Origin of the sequence: Arthrobacter sp. PvP023, from assembly GCF_017832975.1 — a bacterium.
In the GTDB taxonomy this organism is placed as follows: domain Bacteria; phylum Actinomycetota; class Actinomycetes; order Actinomycetales; family Micrococcaceae; genus Arthrobacter.
Genome location: NZ_JAFIBI010000001.1, coordinates 3,705,134 through 3,720,965, shown reverse-complemented (window position 1 = coordinate 3,720,965; position 15,832 = coordinate 3,705,134). Strand labels below are relative to the sequence as shown.

Genomic DNA, 15,832 nt, shown 5'->3' with positions numbered 1-15,832 from the left:
TCCTGACCGGCGCACCCGCGAACCGCTAGATTCCCAGGAACTTGGCCGTGGGTCCGTGGCCCTCCACCTTCAGCGTCCAGTCGGGGCGTTTGAAGGTGGCCGGGGTGACTCGGACCTTCTGGACGTCCTCCATCTTGCCGCCCCACGAGGCCCGGGTGACGCCGTTCAGCTCGTAACCGAGGGCGCGGGAGACCCCGAGGGACTTCTCATTCCACGCCGCAGCCTCGGATTCGGCCACTTCCGCTTTCAGGTGGTCGAAGGCATAGCTGACGACGGCGGCCCGCATCTCCTTGCCAAAGCCCTTGCCCTGTGCCGATTTCGTGAGCCAGGAACCGGTGGAGACCGTCCTGAGCGTCGCGAAATCCCTGGCCTCGATGTCCTGGCAGCCGATGAACCCGCCGTCGTGCCAGATGCCGAGAAGAAGAGTCCACTCCTGTGGCGACATGTTCCCCCGGCACCGCCAGTACCACTGCGCCATATTGGGTCCGAGCTCCTCTGCCGGGGACTCTGCCCAGGGCCGGCTGAAAGGGCTCTGGCCGGGTTCGTGGACGCCGCTCAGGGCCGCCTGCACCGCCGCCGGAATCTCTTCGTCGCGGATGGGACGGAGGGTGAGGCGGGGCGTGGCCAGCGTGAGGGCGAACGGGGGCCAGTAGGAGGCAGGCTCAGTCATCAGCGAAGCCTAACCGGAGCACCGTTGGGCTGCCAGTCACACGCCTCGGGAGATGTCCCAGGTGATGTGGCGGCGGACGTCGGTCAAGTTCATGGATTCGGCCACGAACAGATCATCGAGCATGTAGTCGTCAACTGCCAGGATCCGGAGCCAGTGGCCGGAACCCCTCGATTCATTCTCCAGCGAGCGGCTTGAGACGCAGACTCCGGTTCCGACGTCGATCCTTATCAGGTTCCGCCCGGGCCGGCACAGCGGCGCTCCGGGGTCCGAGGGGCGGTAGGCGGCGTTGGGGATCACGACGGCTTCCAGCGCAGGGCGGCCCTGATGGTCAACAGAGAGAATGGGGCCGAGGTCCACGGCATTGGTGTCCGGGAATTCGATAGGCACGGGGGAGTTGCCGGCCAGTTCCACCGGATCCAGCGCTGCGGCAAAGCGGCCGTTTCCGAAACAGGGCTCGCCGTAGGCGGCCTCCGGACGACGGCGGACCAGTCCGCCGTCGTCGTACACAGGGGTGACCAGTTGCGGAGGCAGGAGCCACGACTTCCGGGTGGAGCTGACGTAGAAGCCGTCTTTGGAGTCATTGATGCCGGTGGTGCTATGCAGCACCACACCGGCAGCGGATTCCAGCCGGAGGGCGCCGGGCCGCCGCAGCCAGGCTTGCACTGTGTTGTCGGGGTCCGGGTTTTCGGCATCCGTGCCTGTGGAGTCCCGGTTTGGAAGATCCGCCGAGGGCCGGTCCACATACTCGAAACGAAGGCTCTGCCACTTCCAAGGCGAGGACCGGCACAGGTTCCGGAACGTCATGGCCATGTCCGCCGGCTTGTTCCGCTGACCGGCTTCCCCCTGGCGCCTCGCGTCCCATGTCGACATATCCACAGTTTACGCGCGGGCTCAACAGCGGAGCGGGAAAATCCAGTAGCATCCGAGGGTGATCCAACGACTGGGCGAACTTTGGGAATCCACCCCGCTGGCCTTCTGGCTGGTGCTGGCGGCCTGCGCCTACTTCGGCGTGATGGCCGTGCGGCTCACGGTCATCGACGTCAGGCACCACCTGCTGCCGAACAGGATTGTGTTCCCGTCCTACGCAGTGGGCGGAGTGCTCCTGCTGGCGGCGGTTGCCACTGTCCTGGTAGCGGGCGCGGACGCCGAGGCAGTGCCCGACGGCGCCGCCCGGCTCTTCGGACTGCCGGGCGTACGCATCCTCGCCGGGGGAGCGGTGCTGTGGCTTTTCTACTTCATCCTGCGCATGATTTATCCGCCGGGAATGGGATTCGGCGATGTGAAACTCGCCGGTGTGCTGGGTCTGTACCTCGGTTACCTCGGCTGGGGCCACGTGTTCGCCGGGACCTTCGCCGCATTCCTCCTGGGCGGTCTCTGGAGCCTGGGCCTGCTTGCTGCCCGCCGCGGCACGCTCAAATCGGACATCCCTTTCGGCCCGTTTATGCTGGCAGGCACGGCCGCGGCCATGTTGCTCCTGCCTGCTGGCTGACGGCACGGATCGGCGTGGTGCACCTGCACGGATCCGGCCGCCGGATCCCGCTAGGCTGAAGGTATGGCAGCACCCGACTTCATCCTCAAGCTCCGCGAAAAAATCGGCCATGATCCGTTGTGGATTCCCGCGGTACGAGGGGTGGTTTTCAACGACGACGGCCACGTCCTGCTGGGCCAGCGCTCCGACAACGGCAGGTGGGCGCTGATCTCGGGGATGCTGGAGCCGGGAGAGCATCCGGCCCCGGGACTCGTGCGGGAAATTTTCGAGGAGACAGCGATCGTGGCGGAAACGGAACGCATGGTTTCAGTCGGCGTCGTGGGGCCGGTCACTTTCCCGAACGGCGATGTATGCGACTTCCTGGACATTGTGTTCCGTTGCCGCCACGTCTCCGGCGAAGCACGTGTGAACGACGACGAGTCCCTGGCCGTGGACTGGTTTCCCCTGGACGGGCTTCCGGAACTCCGGCCCGGGGACCGCGAGTGCATCCGACGGGCGCTGCTGCCCGAGGACGCCGTCCACTACGAACCCTAGCGAACTCCTAGACGGAGGCGGACTGGCGCTCGGCCTCCAGGCGCTCCGCTTCTTCGCCGCCCACAGCCTCGCCCCGGGCCACCATTCCGGCAGTGTCCGAGAGCGGGATCTGCTTCAGCGTCAGCGCGAGGATCAGTGCGATGCCCAGGAATGGCAGCAGGTACCAGAACACCGGCGCCAGCGAATCGGCATAGGCGTTCACAATGGCGTCCCGGAGCTGTTCCGGGAGCTGGCTCAGGGCCTGCGGGTCCAGGGTCCGGGTGGACTGCGCAGCCTGGTCGGCTGAGGCCCCGGCCCCGGTGAAAGCATTGGCCAGGGCCTCTGCCAGCCGTGAGGTGAAGATGGAGCCGAACACGGCCACACCCAGGGAAGCACCCACTTCGCGGAAGTAGTTGTTCGTGCTGGTGGCCGTACCGATCTGCTCCGCGGGCACGGAGTTCTGGACCACCAGGACGATGACCTGCATGATGGAGCCCAGGCCGGCGCCGAACACGAACAGCTGGACGCAGATCACCCAGATGGGGGTGTCCGCCGTCAGCGTGGTCAGCCAGAGCATGGCACCCATGGTGAGCGCGGCGCCCACGATGGGGAACATCTTGTACTTGCCGGTCTTCGAGATCCGGATGCCCGAATAGATGGCCATTCCCATCAGGCCCACCATCATCGGAAGCATCAGCAAGCCGGATTCGGCGGCGGAGGTGCCGGAGGACATCTGCAGGAACGTGGGAACGAAAGCGATGGCAGCGAACATGCCCAGCCCCAGCGTGAAGCCGATGGCTGTCGAGTTCACGAAGATCCGGTTCTTGAACAGCCCCAGCGGGATGATGGGGTCCTCGGCACGGCGTTCCACCAGGACAAACGCGGCGGCGGCCACAAGGAGGCCCGCGCCAAACGCCCAGGTCAGCGGCGAATCCCAGCCCCCGTCCTTTTTGCCGCCGAAATCGGTGAAGAAGATCAGGCAGGTGGTGGCTGCGGAGAGCAGCAGGACGCCGAGGATGTCGATCCGCTTCTCGGCCTTCTTGTTCGGCAGGGTCAGGGTGAACCAGGCGATGGCGAAGGCGGCGACGCCGATCGGGATGTTGATGTAGAAGGCCCATTCCCAGGTGAGGTGGTCCACGAAGTAGCCGCCCAGGAGCGGGCCGGCGACGGCCGAGAGGCCGAAGATGGCCCCGAGCGGGCCCATGTACTTGCCGCGGTCCTTGGCCGGGACGATGTCGGCGATGATGGCCTGCGAGAGGATCATCAGACCGCCGCCGCCCAGGCCCTGGACGGCTCGGAATACCACGAAGCCCCAGAAATCGGTGGCGAACGCGCAGCCCACCGAGGCGAGGGTGAAGAGTGCGATGGCCACGAGGAACAGGTTGCGGCGGCCGAGGACGTCGCCGAACTTGCCGTAGATGGGCATCACGATGGTGGTGGCCAGCAGGTAGGCGGTGGTGATCCAGGCCTGGTGTTCCACCCCGCCGAGCTTCCCCACGATGGTGGGCATGGCGGTGGAGACGATGGTCTGGTCCAGGCTGGAGAGCAGCATGCCGGCGATGAGTGCGGAAAAGATGATCCAGATGCGTTTCTGGGTCAGCAGCAGCGGCTCGGCTGCCGGCTTGGGAGTGACGGCGGTGCTCATGGTCGTCCTTCTGCGGGTGCGGGTTCGTGAAATTCCTGGGAAAAAAGCCGGCGGGCGGCGGAGATGTTCTCCAGCAGCAGCTCCCGGTAGGGGCGGGTATTGCCCTCGGAGAAATAGACCATGCTGCTCTTGCGGGCGATATTTCCCAGCAGGACAACGGCCATCTGAACCACTGGGTGGTCCGGCGCAACGCCTTCGCGGAGGGCGACGTCTTTGGCGAACTCTGCCTCTCGCTGCTCGGTGGCCCCGATGATCCGCAGGATTAGCTGGGGCTCCTTCTTGATGACGCCGATCAGCTGGCGGGTGTCCTCCTCGGAAGCGGCCATGTTCTCGGACAGCCTCAAGGAAAGGGTGACCAGGTCCTGTAGGAGTGTGGGGGAGATGATGCCTGGCGGTGATGACTGGCCGCCGGCGATGAACTCGTCGATGACTTCGTGGGGAAGTTCGTCGTCCGCGTGGCCGATGATGGCATCCTCTTTGGCCGGGAAGTAGTTGAAGAACGTACGGCGCGAAATGCCCGCTTCGCTGCAGACTTCATCCACCGTGTACCCGTTCAGGCCGCGTGCGGCGGTCAACTTCCGGGCCGTGGCGGTGATCGCCGCCCGGGTGGCGGCCCGCTTACGCTCCCTCAGACCCCCCTCAGTAACTGCACTTTCGTTCATATAGTACATATTTGCACTCAATAAAAATTAGTGCAACTTATGCCTGCCGTGGAGTTTTTGTCCACGTAACGGGACTTCGCGGGCCTACAAGTCCCGTTAGGGGGACAAAAACTCCACGGCGATAAAGAACGACGGCGGCCGCCCGCCTTCGCTGGGAAGGTGGGCGGCCGCCGTCGTACTTTTTGGGGACCTAGGCCTTGTGCGGCGGCCGCGTCATCGACATAACGTCCAGGGCGGTGTCCAGCTGCTCTTCGGTCAGCTCGCCGCGCTCCAGGAAGCCCATGGCGACGACGGTCTCGCGGATGGTCAAACCTTCAGCCACTGCCTTCTTGGCGATCTTGGCTGCATTCTCGTAGCCGATGAACTTGTTCAGCGGGGTGACGATGGAGGGCGAAGCCTCGGCGAGGAAGCGGGCGCGCTCGACGTTGGCCGTGATGCCGTCGATCATCTTGTCGGCCATGACGCGGCTGGTGTTGGCCAGCAGGCGCACGGACTCGAGCAGGTTGGCGGCCATGACGGGGATGCCGACGTTCAGTTCGAAGGCGCCGTTGGTTCCGGACCAGGCGATGGCGGTGTCGTTGCCGATGACCTGGGCGCAAACCATGATGGATGCCTCGCAGATGACGGGGTTGACCTTGCCCGGCATGATCGAGGAACCGGGCTGCAGGTCCGGGATGGCGATTTCGCCGAGGCCGGTGTTGGGGCCGGAGCCCATCCAGCGGAGGTCGTTGTTGATCTTCATGAAGGAGATCGCGATGTTGCGCAGCTGGCTGGAGGCTTCGATGAGGCCGTCGCGGTTGGCCTGGGCTTCGAAGTGGTCGCGTGCTTCGGTCAGGGGCAGGCCGGTGTCGGTGGCGAGCAGTTCGATGACGCGCTCCGGGAAGCCAGCCGGCGTGTTGATGCCGGTGCCCACAGCGGTGCCGCCGAGGGGAACTTCGGCCACGCGGGGGAGCGAGGCGTTGATGCGCTCAATGCCGTACCGGACCTGTGCGGCGTAGCCGCCGAACTCCTGGCCCAGGGTCACCGGGGTGGCATCCATGAGGTGCGTCCGGCCGGACTTCACGACGTCCTTGAACTCGACGGACTTGCGGTCCAGTGACTCGGCCAGGTAGCCGAGGGCCGGGATCAGATCGTTGATCAGCGCCGACGTGGCAGCCACGTGGACGGACGTCGGGAAAACATCGTTGGAGGACTGCGAAGCGTTGACGTGGTCGTTCGGGTGGACAACCTTGTCGCTGCCGGCGGCCTTGAGGGCACGGGAGGCGAGCTCCGCGATGACCTCGTTGGTGTTCATGTTGGAGGACGTGCCGGAGCCGGTCTGGAAGACGTCGATCGGGAAGTCGCCGTCGTACTTCCCGGCAGCAACCTCATCGGCGGCATCCGCGATCGCCTTGGCCAGCTCGCCGTCGAGCACTCCAAGTTCTGCGTTGGCCTGGGCGGCAGCCTTCTTCACCCGGGCGAGGGCTTCGATGTGGGCGCGTTCCAGGGTCTTGCCGGAAATGGGAAAGTTTTCAACTGCACGCTGCGTCTGGGCACGGTACAGGGCGTTCACGGGGACGCGGACTTCGCCCATCGTGTCATGTTCAATGCGGAATTCTTCAGTGGAAGTCATGGGGCTAGCTTAGGGCGATTGGCGGCCGGGGCTAAAACCGTGAAGCGCTTGAGTCAGCCCCGGCCACCGCCCGTTGGCCGGGGATTTAAAGTTCGCCGATCCCCGAAACAAGGTCGGCCTTGCCCTCTTTCAGGCTGTAGGAGAGGCCGATCACAGCTGCGCGTCCGGTTTCGATGGCGTTCGAAATCACACGTGAGCTGTCCACGAGCCGTTGTGAAGTCTGCTTCACATGCTCAACCACCATGTCGTTGACTTCGGTTTCGTTGTTGCGCAGGGAGGTCAGCACTGACGGCGTGATCCGCTCGACGAGGTCGCGGATGAAGCCCACGGGCATTTGGCCCGTCTCAACGGCGTCCTTCGTGGCGCTGACCGCGCCGCAGCTGTCATGGCCCAGGACCACAATCAGCGGCACGCCCAGCACACCGATGCTGTACTCCAGCGAGCCGAGTACTGCGTCGTCGATGACCTGGCCGGCCGTACGGACAACAAACGCGTCGCCCAGGCCGAGGTCGAAGATAATTTCAGCGGCGAGGCGCGAGTCCGAGCAGCCGAAGATCACGGCGAACGGGTGCTGGTTTTCCACAAGCGAGGACCGGCGTGAAGCGTCCTGGTTGGGGTGCGAAGATTCTCCGGCGACAAAACGCTCGTTTCCTTCGCGCAGTCGCCGCCATGCCAGAGCTGGAGTCAAGTAAGTAGCCACGGGGCCACTTTACGGCGAAGGAGTGGGTGAGGGTGAAACCGTTGCGGCCGGATTACTTTCCAGTGACTTCACGACGGCGTCCGCCAGCGCGGCGAACTCGTCAAGTTGGGCGGTCCCGGTCAACACAACGGTGGTGCCTTTGTGGGCGAGGACCATGCTCCGCTCGCCTTTGCCTGTGTCGCGGAGTTCCCAGTCAAGACCGCCGGCATTGCGGCTTCCGGTCACGGGGGCGTTCCTGGTCTGCTGGAGCAGCCATGTCGGGTTCGCCCGGGCGGTCTGGACCAAGCCGATGAATGACTCCTTCGGCGTGAGGTATCCGACCTCCCAGGTTGGCACGCCGCTGCCGGTCCCGGACTCCCAGCGGGCGTAATTCGGACTGAATGTGTCGCCGGTCTCGGGTGTCACCGGTGTGAATCCCGCCACACCGGTGGCGTTTTGCGCTACCGCACTCACATTGACGTTCGGCCGGTAGCCGTCCGACTTCGGCGAGGGGTTCATCAAGACGATGGGAAGAAACGCAGCGACACTGACCAGCAGCGCGATGATCATCCCGATGACCGAGGCGTTGGCCCTTTTCGCCGCAGCCGCGCGGATAACGGGCTTAACCACCGGTGCATCCGGTGGGCCCTCGGAGCTGGCGGGGGAGCCCGTGCCGGCCGTCTGGTTGTTGGGGGTGGACTTGTCCTGCGTTTCGCTCACGCTTCTATAGTCGCGCATGTGAATGCCGTTCTCACATTCCTGCCGTGCAGCCGGTGAGGAAACGCCGTGTTTCACGGGGTGGTCATCCCATGACCTTCTGATGCTGCCGCGACTATGATCAGTAGCAGAGGAATCACCGTGACGGACTCAGACCGGCCGTACGGGTTCAATGATCGCCACTCGAAGAAGAGGTTCACGTGTCACCAGCGCCTATGACCCAGCAGTACTCCACGATTTCGCCGTCGCTTGCCGTAGGCATTGACGAACCGGACCGTAACCTTGCCCTGGAACTTGTCCGCGTCACCGAAGCCGCGGCTATTGCCGGCGGCCACTGGGTTGGCTTCGGCGACAAGAACAAGGCTGACGGCGCAGCAGTTGACGCCATGCGTTCCTTCCTGCAGACAGTCCACTTCAACGGTGTTGTGGTAATCGGCGAAGGCGAGAAGGACGAAGCTCCCATGCTTTTCAATGGCGAGCACGTCGGTGACGGCACGGGTCCCGAGTGCGATGTCGCCGTCGACCCCATTGACGGAACCCGCCTGACCGCACTGGGCATCAACAACGCCCTCGCCGTCCTCGCCGTCGCAGAACGCGGCTCCATGTTCGACCCCTCCGCCGTGTTCTACATGGAGAAGCTCGTCACGGGTCCGGAAGCCGCGGACATGGTTGACCTGCGACTGCCGGTCAAGCAGAACCTGCACTTAATCGCCAAGGCGAAGGGCGTGAAGGTCAACCAGCTGAACGTCATGATCCTGGACCGGGACCGCCACCGTCCCCTCGTGGAGGAAATCCGCGAAGCAGGCGCCCGGACCAAGTTCATCATGGACGGCGACGTCGCCGGCGCTATCGCTGCCGCCCGCTCCGGCACCGGCGTTGACGCGCTCATGGGCATTGGCGGCACGCCGGAAGGCATCGTTGCCGCGTGCGCCATCAAGTCCCTCGGCGGCGTCATCCAGGGCCGCCTCTGGCCCACCAGTGACGACGAGAAGCAGAAGGCCATCGACGCCGGTCACGACCTCGAGCGGGTGCTTTCCACCAACGACCTGGTCTCCAGCGACAACTGCTACTTCGCGGCCACGGGCATCACCGACGGCGACCTGCTCAAGGGCGTGCGCTACTCCAAGGACAAGGTCCTGACCCAGTCAATCGTTATGCGGTCCAAGTCCGGCACCATCCGCTTTGTGGACGGCGAGCACCAGGCCAGCAAGTGGGAGGGCTACGCCCGGAAGAGCTAGTCGCTGCGGGTTACCCGCTTTATTCAGCGCGAACGGGCAGTAAATGCCCTCAAATCCAAGATTTGGGGTCGTGAGCTGCCCGTTCGCGTTAACACAAAGTTCGACGGCGTGCGCGCTCAAGGGCAGGGGGCTCGGCTCAGCTGCGGAGGGCGCGGAGCTTTTCGCGGGCTTTCCGGGCGAGCTGGTAGGCGCCATAGCGGACCTTTTTCACGGGCAGGTCCCAGGTGCCCGGATAAGCGATTTCGCGCCCGCCGAACGACTTCTTGAACGCCGTGAACCCGGCCCACTTGTGGTTCGGCTGGTCCTCCGGGGCAACGCCCCACAGGTCCACATGCTTCAGGCCCTTCTCCTTGGCATCCGCCATGAGGGTCACCAGCAACGGTATGCCCGCACTCAGCTTGCGGTGCGAGTCGTCAAGGGCCGCGTGGGCGTAGGTACGGGTATCGGCAGAGTCGTAGGCCAGCGCCGCGGCAATGGGACCGCCGTGGCGTTCGGCGATGAACAGGGTGGCCGCACCCGCAGGCATGAGGGACCGCGCCACCTGGCTGAGGTACTCATCGCTTTGCGGCTTGAACCCGCTCCTCTTGGCTGTCATGTGCAGGAAATTCAACAGGATGCGGACGTCGTCGGGATCCTGCGACGCCCGGAAAGTCACGTCCTTTTTGTGAATGTTCCGGTAGAGGTTCCGGTTCACCGGTTTCATGGCGGCGAGAACATCCTTGAAATCACGGTCCAGGTCCACGATCCAGCTCAGTTCCGGCTGCTGGTTGACGGGGGCGGGCCGCAGTCCACGGCTTCGCAGCACGGACTGCGACTCGGCGGTGTCGAATCCGGCGCTGGCCGGCTCGATCCGGACAAACGCTGCGCCGCAGGTGCGGGCCAGTGCCACAAGGGCGGCCAGGGCGGCGTCGAATGCTTCCAGGGACTCCGCCACGGGACCGTACGGCGCGTAAAGGACCTTGCCCGCCGGATTCTTCTCTTCCACGGCCAGGAAGCTCCAGCCGGGGCCGGACTGTTCGTGTACCGTGCGGCCCAGGGAGCGCTGGAAATCGGCCCACTGCGGGGTCTGCAGGAAGTACTCCATCGGATCAGGCCCCCAGCGCGGTGGTCACGGCAAAGGCAACGGCAGTCCCGGAGGAACCGGCCGCCGGATGCACGTTGACCGGAGCCTCAGCGGCGGGGAGGAAGGCACTCGCGCCGCGGTCAAGATGGAGATCGCCTTTGGGGGAGTCCAGCAGGACGGAACCGGAGACCACGATAATCACTGCCGCGCCGGACTGCGCCAGCGGGACAGGCCCGCCGTCGGGCTCCAGCTCGATCCGCTGCAGCTGGAATTCACGGAACGGCGGCCGGTAGAGTTCCTGGCCCAGCTCGGACGTCTCTGCCGGCAGCATCGGCACTCCCACCGACTCGAACTCGACGGTGGCCAACAGCTCGGGGACGTCCACGAACTTGGGCGTCAGCCCGCCGCGGAGCACGTTGTCCGAGGAGGCCATGACCTCGATGCCCAGCCCGTGCAGGTAGGCGTGGACGTTTCCCGCCGGCAGGTAGACGGCCTCCCCGGGGGCCAGCGAGATCCTGTTCAGCAGCAAGGAGATGAGCACTCCGGGGTCGCCGGGGTAATGGCCGTGCAGGCTGACCACCGTGGACAGTTCGGTCTGGTAGGGGGACATCGGCAGCCCGGCCTTGAGCGCTGCGACCAGCTCACGTACCGCGTGCGAGACGGCATGGCCTCCGCCGATGAGCCGGGTGAACGCGGCTTTCAGGGCGTCGTGCTCCGCCGGGGCAGACAGGTCCGCCACGACGTCGAGGAACACGTGTGGGACATCCAAGGACATCCCGTGCATCGACGCGGCCAGATGCTCGAAGAGGGCGCGCGTGGACGCAGCCGGCCGGAAGCCGCAGAGCGCCTCGAACGGCGTCAGCGCGAAGATCATCTCCGGCTTGTGGTTGTCATCCTTATAGTTCCGCTCCGCAGCGGACCGGTCGACGCCGGCAGCCTCCTCGCGGGCGAAGCCCGCCCGCGCCTGTTCCAGCGTCGGATGGACCTGAAGGGACAGCGGGCTCTCCGCGGCAAGCACCTTGAGGAGAAAAGGCAGCCGGGGCCCGAACTCGGCCACGCTGGCACTGCCCAGGTGGTGGCCGGGGTCGGAACTGATCAGCGCATCCAAAGCCAGCGGACCGCCGTCGGCCGCTGCTGCCACGGACGGCGAGTCCGGGTGGGCGCCGACCCACAGCTCCGCTTCCGGCCCACCGGAGGCCTGCCTGCCGAGCAGGCCGGCAATGGCCGTGGTGGAGCCCCAGGCGTAGGGCCGGAGGACATTCTCAATTTCGTACACAGCCAGGTGTCCTTTATCTCATTGCAGCAGTTACGGCGTCAGGCGGTCGGGCAGGGGGCGCCTACAACGGGCGGCATTGGCCGTTCGTGGCCACAAGGTCGCGGATCGCCTGCTCGTTGCCCTCACGCTTGAACTGGTTGAGCATCTCTTCCGTGATGGGCTCGCCGTCGGGGGTGGTGGTCACGGGCGTGAAGTCCGACGACGACGGCGAGGGCGCCGGCTGGGTCAGGGGTGCCGCCGGTGCGGCCGCCATGAGGGGGCCAGCGGCCGTGCCGGCTTGCACGATGGTGTCCTCCCCGGCGGGATTATCCGCGGCTCCGGCCGACTCGGACTGCGCGGCCAGCAGCTGGTCAACCCTGTCGTGGATTTGGTTGAAGTCCGGCACCGTGGAGAACGAGGCGTCGAAGTCCGGCGGTCCAATGGTCAGCCGGCTGACTTCCTTGCCTTTGGCTTTCATGGCCAGGTCCACGAAGCTGCCGAGCTGGCTCGCGGAAATGTTGGAGTCAACCACCTTGGTGCCCGCGTTGGCGATGTCCTCGAACTTGGCGAGGAGCGTTGCCGGGTCCAGCTGCTTCAACATGGCCTGCTGGACGCATTGCTGACGCTGGATGCGGGCATAGTCATCAACGAATTCGCGGGAACGTCCGTACCAGAGTGCGTGGTAGCCATCCAGATGCTGGTCACCGGCCGGGATCCAGCCGAGGGGCATTCCGTGGATGCCGTTGGCCTCGTCCACCATGTCGCCGCTCAGCGGCACCCAGCCGCCGGCCTTGATCTTGATGCCGCCCATGGCGTCGATGAGCTTGGCGAAGCCCTCCATGTCCACCAGGACATAGGCCTGGACGGTGATGCCGAGCGTACCCGAGACAGCCTCAAGGGTTGCCTGGGCCCCGGGATCGGCGACGCCGGGGTAGAGGTCCGCGTGCTCGTTGGTCACTTCGGTGTTGATCGCATTGATGAGGCACTCGTTGCCGCAGTCGTAACCGTCCGGATAGATCTGCCGCATGGGGGACCCCTCGCTGAACTGTGCGTTCTGCAGGTTGCGCGGCACGGAGATGATGGCTGTCTGGCCGGTCTTGGCGTCGACGCTGAGGACGGAGAGGCTGTCCGGGCGCCGGCCCGTGCGGTCGTCGCCGGCGTCGCCGCCCATCATCAGGAAGTTGTAGCGGCCATCCACGGGGTCGATTGCGGGGCCCGCCGAGAAGATGCTGCCGATCGCGTTCCGGCTCACGTTCAGCACGTACGCGGCGTAGCCCAGTGTCCCGCTGCTGAGCAGCATCGCCAGGACCAGCGTGACGCCGACGACCGGCCTCATTCCGGGTGCCAGCAGGACCGGCCGGATCAGCCTGAGGGTGTTGACGAACAGCGCGGCCCAGCCCAGTGCGAGGGCAATGAGGATGATGATGATCAGGAGTGAGGCCACCGTGTTGGTGAGGATCCCGATCAGGAGGGTGCGGTTCACCAGCAGCAGCACCAGTCCCGCAATCGCCAGTCCCCAGACAGCGAGGGTCACCCGGAGCGCGATCCTTCCCAGTTTCCGGTCGCCGGCCACGATCTGGGCACTGCCCGGCACGAACAGGGTCAGCAGCAGGAGGACAAACGCGCGTTTGGTCCTGACGGGCGCCGGAGCGTTCGCCGGGTTGCGGACGGGGTCCGTCAGGGCCTGTTGCGGCACCTGGGGGCGGGAGTGGCTGGTGGTCATCTACTGATTCCTAACGGCTGCCCCGGAGAACGACGTTGCCGTCGGAGAACACTTCGCTGACTTTGTGCCGCAGGGCCGCGCCCTTGCGGGTGGCGACGTCATTGAGCTCCTGCGCGAACTCAATCAGGTCACCGCGCAGGCGGACCGCGAGGTCGTCCGTACCGGATGCCAGCATCCGGACGGCCAGCAGGCCGGCGTTGCGTGCCCCTGCGATCGACACTGTGGCCACGGGAACGCCGGCGGGCATCTGGACGATGGACAGCAGCGAGTCCATGCCGTCGAGCGTCTTGAGCGGGACGGGGACGCCGATGACCGGCAGCGGCGTCACGGACGCAAGCATGCCGGGCAAGTGTGCCGCGCCGCCGGCTCCGGCGATGATGACGCGCAGTCCGCGCTCGTGGGCCGTCTGGCCGTAGCGGATCATTTCGGTGGGCATGCGGTGGGCTGAGACCACATCGGCCTCGAACGGGATGCCGAACTCGGCAAGGGCCTCTGCCGCGGCTTCCATGACGGGCCAGTCGGAGTCCGAGCCCATCACCAGGCCCACGAGGGGAGCGGCGTTGTCCGTGTCCGCCGGGCGGATCGATGCGGGCGTGCTCATACGGTCTCCTCGGAGTTCCCTGGTGCTGGTCGGGCCGGAGCGCGGCCGTCCCTGATGATGTTGGCTACGGTGGTGGCGCGCTGCCGGACGGAGTCAACATCGGAAGCTGCTGCCCCCACCAGGTTGACGTGGCCGATCTTCCTGCCGGGCCTGACGGCCTTCCCGTAGCAGTGGATCTTCGCTGCCGGCTCGCTGGCCATGGCCAGCGGATACGCCGAGAACAGGTCCTGGTTGTCGCCGCCAAGGAAGTTCTTCATCACAACAATCTGTCCCAGCGCGTCGGTCGCTCCGAGCGGGAGGTTCAGCACGGCACGCAGGTGCTGTTCGAACTGGCTCGTGACCGATCCGTCCTGGGTCCAGTGGCCGGTGTTGTGCGGGCGCATTGCGAGCTCATTGATCAGGAAGCCTGACCCGACGCCGGGGGTTTCAAAGAGCTCCACGGCCATGACGCCGGTGACTCCAAGTTCGTTGGCGATCCGGATTGCGGCGTCTTCGGCGGCCGCGGCGACCTCAAGCGGAGTGTCCTGGGCCGGGGCGATCACTTCGTCGCAGACACCGTCCACCTGGATGGTGTGGACCACGGGCCAGGCCCGGGATTCGCCGTCAGGAGTCCTCGCGACGAGTGCGGACAGTTCGCGGCTGAACTCCACCTTGGCCTCGGCCAGCAGCGGGGTCATGGCCGCAAACCAGTCGGCGGTGTCGGCGGCTTCGTCGGCCGATCCGACCATGCGGACGCCTTTGCCGTCGTAACCGCCGCGGGGCGTCTTCAGCACCACGGGCCAGCCGGTCTTCTCACCGAAAGCAACCAGGGCCTCGACGTCGGCAACGGAAGCCCAGGCCGGGTTGGGCAGCTCAAGCCGGTCGATCGCTGCACGCATCACCAGTTTGTCCTGCGCGTGGACCAGGGCGTCCGGTCCGGGCTGGACGTTGACGCCGGCCTCCTGCAGGGCCCGCAGGTGGTCGTTGGGGACGTGCTCATGGTCAAAGGTCATGACGTCGAGCCCGCGGGAGAACTCGAGGAGGGCGTCAAGGTCCTTATAGTCGCCCACCGGCGACGTCGGCACTGCGGAAACCGCGGAAACGTCCTCGCCTTCGGCCAGGACACGGAGTTCAAAGCCCAGGGCCGTTGCGGCGGGGGCCATCATGCGGGCTAGCTGGCCGCCGCCAACTACGCCTATTACTGGAAAAGTCACAAGAGCCAGCCTACAGAAGAGCAGCGGTGTTCCGGGCTTCACCACTGTTTCAACCGGGAATTTTGCGTCATAGCGGCGCCGCAGGAGACCGCGCTCCCGGCCCGGCGGGGCGGCTCCCAGCTTTGCGGGCTAAAATAGGTTCTCGGCCCTGTGGCCTGAAATTTCAGTCGGCCATGGAGGGTCATGTTTTACACACTTGCAGAACGTTTGCGCGGACTCGCCTCGCTTTTCTGGCGCGAGGTGGCCAAGTTCGGCGCCGTTGGCGGTGTCGCCTTCGTTATCGATAACGGCCTGACCTACTACCTGATGCACGGCCCCATGACGGACAGCGAGGCCAAGGCCCGGTTCGTCGGTGCCACGATTGCCACGATTTTCTCCTGGATCGCGAACCGGTTCTGGACCTTCCGCCACCGCCGCCAGGACAACGTGATCCGCGAGTTCTTCATGTTCATTCTGATCAACGGCATCGGCATCGGCATTTCGACCGGGTTCACGGCCCTGGCCAAGTATTCCTTCGGCATCACGGACAAGAACATGCTGTTTCTGGCGGGCGTGGCCGGCATCCTCGTAGCCACCGTGGTGCGCTTTTTCGCTTACAGGTTCCTCGTCTTCAACAAGGAACTCGACGAAGAGCCGGCTTTCTCGCACGACCACGAAATCATGGAATTGCACCACCACCACCAGAACCAGCGCCCGGTACGGGTTCCAGCTACCGAGGCGCCGGACCAGGTGGAGGATACCGACCTTCCCGGTCCGACCCGCAGCAGCTAGG

Annotated in this window: 16 protein-coding genes; 4 read left to right on the top strand and 12 right to left on the bottom strand. The window is 65.4% G+C overall.

All coding sequences use genetic code 11. The annotated features are described in order from the left end of the window. Positions 1–25 precede the first annotated feature (25 nt). On the bottom strand, positions 26–670 hold the full coding sequence (locus JOE31_RS16910) for a GNAT family N-acetyltransferase (protein ID WP_209746588.1): 645 nt from the start codon (positions 668–670) through the stop codon (positions 26–28). 36 nt (positions 671–706) lie between these two features. Continuing rightward, a complete protein-coding gene (locus tag JOE31_RS16905; RefSeq protein ID WP_209746586.1) occupies positions 707–1,540 on the bottom strand; it encodes a hypothetical protein in 834 nt (277 codons plus the stop codon). A gap of 58 nt (positions 1,541–1,598) precedes the next feature. On the opposite strand from JOE31_RS16905, the gene JOE31_RS16900 reads away from it, so the two are divergent. Together JOE31_RS16900 and JOE31_RS16895 are read left to right on the top strand one after the other, a co-directional pair. Then, positions 1,599–2,159, top strand: coding sequence for an A24 family peptidase (locus tag JOE31_RS16900; protein ID WP_209746584.1), 561 nt, complete (start codon positions 1,599–1,601; stop codon positions 2,157–2,159). Between the two features lie 63 nt (positions 2,160–2,222). Next, on the top strand, positions 2,223–2,693 hold the full coding sequence (locus JOE31_RS16895; RefSeq protein WP_209746582.1) for an NUDIX domain-containing protein: 471 nt from the start codon (positions 2,223–2,225) through the stop codon (positions 2,691–2,693). Between the two features lie 7 nt (positions 2,694–2,700). Here JOE31_RS16895 and JOE31_RS16890 read toward each other — a convergent pair whose 3' ends face one another. The 5 genes from JOE31_RS16890 to JOE31_RS16870 form a co-directional block, all read right to left on the bottom strand. Then, a complete protein-coding gene (locus JOE31_RS16890) occupies positions 2,701–4,317 on the bottom strand; it encodes an MDR family MFS transporter (RefSeq protein ID WP_209746580.1) in 1,617 nt (538 codons plus the stop codon). Continuing rightward, positions 4,314–4,979 (bottom strand): TetR/AcrR family transcriptional regulator, encoded by a 666-nt coding sequence (locus tag JOE31_RS16885; RefSeq protein ID WP_209746578.1) that lies wholly within the window; start codon positions 4,977–4,979, stop codon positions 4,314–4,316. Before JOE31_RS16885 ends, JOE31_RS16890 begins: the two co-directional genes overlap by 4 nt. A 190-nt stretch (positions 4,980–5,169) precedes the next feature. Next, positions 5,170–6,591 (bottom strand): class II fumarate hydratase, encoded by a 1,422-nt coding sequence (locus JOE31_RS16880; protein WP_209746576.1) that lies wholly within the window; start codon positions 6,589–6,591, stop codon positions 5,170–5,172. Between the two features lie 85 nt (positions 6,592–6,676). After that, entirely contained in the window at positions 6,677–7,291 is a 615-nt protein-coding gene (locus JOE31_RS16875; protein ID WP_209746574.1) for a carbonic anhydrase, read from the bottom strand. Between the two features lie 9 nt (positions 7,292–7,300). After that, positions 7,301–8,008, bottom strand: a complete 708-nt coding sequence (locus JOE31_RS16870; protein WP_209746572.1) for a DUF4245 domain-containing protein — start codon at positions 8,006–8,008, stop codon at positions 7,301–7,303. A 194-nt stretch (positions 8,009–8,202) separates the two neighbouring features. Here JOE31_RS16870 and glpX point away from each other — a divergent pair, with 194 nt between their 5' ends. Continuing rightward, positions 8,203–9,225 (top strand): class II fructose-bisphosphatase, encoded by a 1,023-nt coding sequence (gene glpX / locus JOE31_RS16865; RefSeq protein WP_175417425.1) that lies wholly within the window; start codon positions 8,203–8,205, stop codon positions 9,223–9,225. Between the two features lie 136 nt (positions 9,226–9,361). On the opposite strand, the gene JOE31_RS16860 is transcribed toward glpX, so the two are convergent. The 5 genes from JOE31_RS16860 to JOE31_RS16840 all read right to left on the bottom strand — a co-directional run bounded on the left by JOE31_RS16860 (position 9,362) and on the right by JOE31_RS16840 (position 15,060). Next, positions 9,362–10,309 (bottom strand): peptidoglycan bridge formation glycyltransferase FemA/FemB family protein, encoded by a 948-nt coding sequence (locus JOE31_RS16860; RefSeq protein ID WP_209746570.1) that lies wholly within the window; start codon positions 10,307–10,309, stop codon positions 9,362–9,364. 4 nt (positions 10,310–10,313) lie between these two features. Then, a complete protein-coding gene (gene manA, locus JOE31_RS16855) occupies positions 10,314–11,564 on the bottom strand; it encodes a mannose-6-phosphate isomerase, class I (protein WP_209746568.1) in 1,251 nt (416 codons plus the stop codon). A 61-nt stretch (positions 11,565–11,625) separates the two neighbouring features. Continuing rightward, the gene (locus JOE31_RS16850) at positions 11,626–13,266 is read right to left on the bottom strand and encodes an LCP family protein (RefSeq protein ID WP_209746566.1); all 1,641 of its coding nucleotides are present in this window, start codon (positions 13,264–13,266) and stop codon (positions 11,626–11,628) included. A gap of 10 nt (positions 13,267–13,276) precedes the next feature. Next, positions 13,277–13,867 carry a 5-(carboxyamino)imidazole ribonucleotide mutase gene (purE, locus tag JOE31_RS16845; protein ID WP_209746564.1) on the bottom strand — a complete coding sequence of 197 codons (591 nt, stop codon included), beginning with the start codon at positions 13,865–13,867 and terminating at the stop codon, positions 13,277–13,279. Then, on the bottom strand, positions 13,864–15,060 hold the full coding sequence (locus JOE31_RS16840) for a 5-(carboxyamino)imidazole ribonucleotide synthase (RefSeq protein WP_209746562.1): 1,197 nt from the start codon (positions 15,058–15,060) through the stop codon (positions 13,864–13,866). Before JOE31_RS16840 ends, purE begins: the two co-directional genes overlap by 4 nt. A 183-nt stretch (positions 15,061–15,243) precedes the next feature. On the opposite strand from JOE31_RS16840, the gene JOE31_RS16835 reads away from it, so the two are divergent. Beyond that, positions 15,244–15,831: a GtrA family protein gene (locus JOE31_RS16835; protein WP_209746560.1), complete on the top strand. Its 588-nt coding sequence runs from the start codon at positions 15,244–15,246 to the stop codon at positions 15,829–15,831. The last annotated feature ends 1 nt before the right edge of the window (position 15,832 follow it).

What these genes read in the sequence shown, in the direction of transcription:
- JOE31_RS16910 (WP_209746588.1), bottom strand. Translation starts at nt 670, where the DNA reads ATGACTGAGCCTGCCTCCTACTGGCCCCCGTTCGCCCTCACGCTGGCC.
- JOE31_RS16905 (WP_209746586.1), bottom strand. Translation starts at nt 1,540, where the DNA reads ATGTCGACATGGGACGCGAGGCGCCAGGGGGAAGCCGGTCAGCGGAAC.
- JOE31_RS16895 (WP_209746582.1), top strand. Translation starts at nt 2,223, where the DNA reads ATGGCAGCACCCGACTTCATCCTCAAGCTCCGCGAAAAAATCGGCCAT.
- JOE31_RS16890 (WP_209746580.1), bottom strand. Translation starts at nt 4,317, where the DNA reads ATGAGCACCGCCGTCACTCCCAAGCCGGCAGCCGAGCCGCTGCTGCTG.
- JOE31_RS16885 (WP_209746578.1), bottom strand. Translation starts at nt 4,979, where the DNA reads ATGAACGAAAGTGCAGTTACTGAGGGGGGTCTGAGGGAGCGTAAGCGG.
- JOE31_RS16880 (WP_209746576.1), bottom strand. Translation starts at nt 6,591, where the DNA reads ATGACTTCCACTGAAGAATTCCGCATTGAACATGACACGATGGGCGAA.
- JOE31_RS16870 (WP_209746572.1), bottom strand. Translation starts at nt 8,008, where the DNA reads ATGCGCGACTATAGAAGCGTGAGCGAAACGCAGGACAAGTCCACCCCC.
- glpX (WP_175417425.1), top strand. Translation starts at nt 8,203, where the DNA reads ATGACCCAGCAGTACTCCACGATTTCGCCGTCGCTTGCCGTAGGCATT.
- JOE31_RS16860 (WP_209746570.1), bottom strand. Translation starts at nt 10,309, where the DNA reads ATGGAGTACTTCCTGCAGACCCCGCAGTGGGCCGATTTCCAGCGCTCC.
- JOE31_RS16850 (WP_209746566.1), bottom strand. Translation starts at nt 13,266, where the DNA reads ATGACCACCAGCCACTCCCGCCCCCAGGTGCCGCAACAGGCCCTGACG.
- purE (WP_209746564.1), bottom strand. Translation starts at nt 13,867, where the DNA reads ATGAGCACGCCCGCATCGATCCGCCCGGCGGACACGGACAACGCCGCT.
- JOE31_RS16835 (WP_209746560.1), top strand. Translation starts at nt 15,244, where the DNA reads ATGTTTTACACACTTGCAGAACGTTTGCGCGGACTCGCCTCGCTTTTC.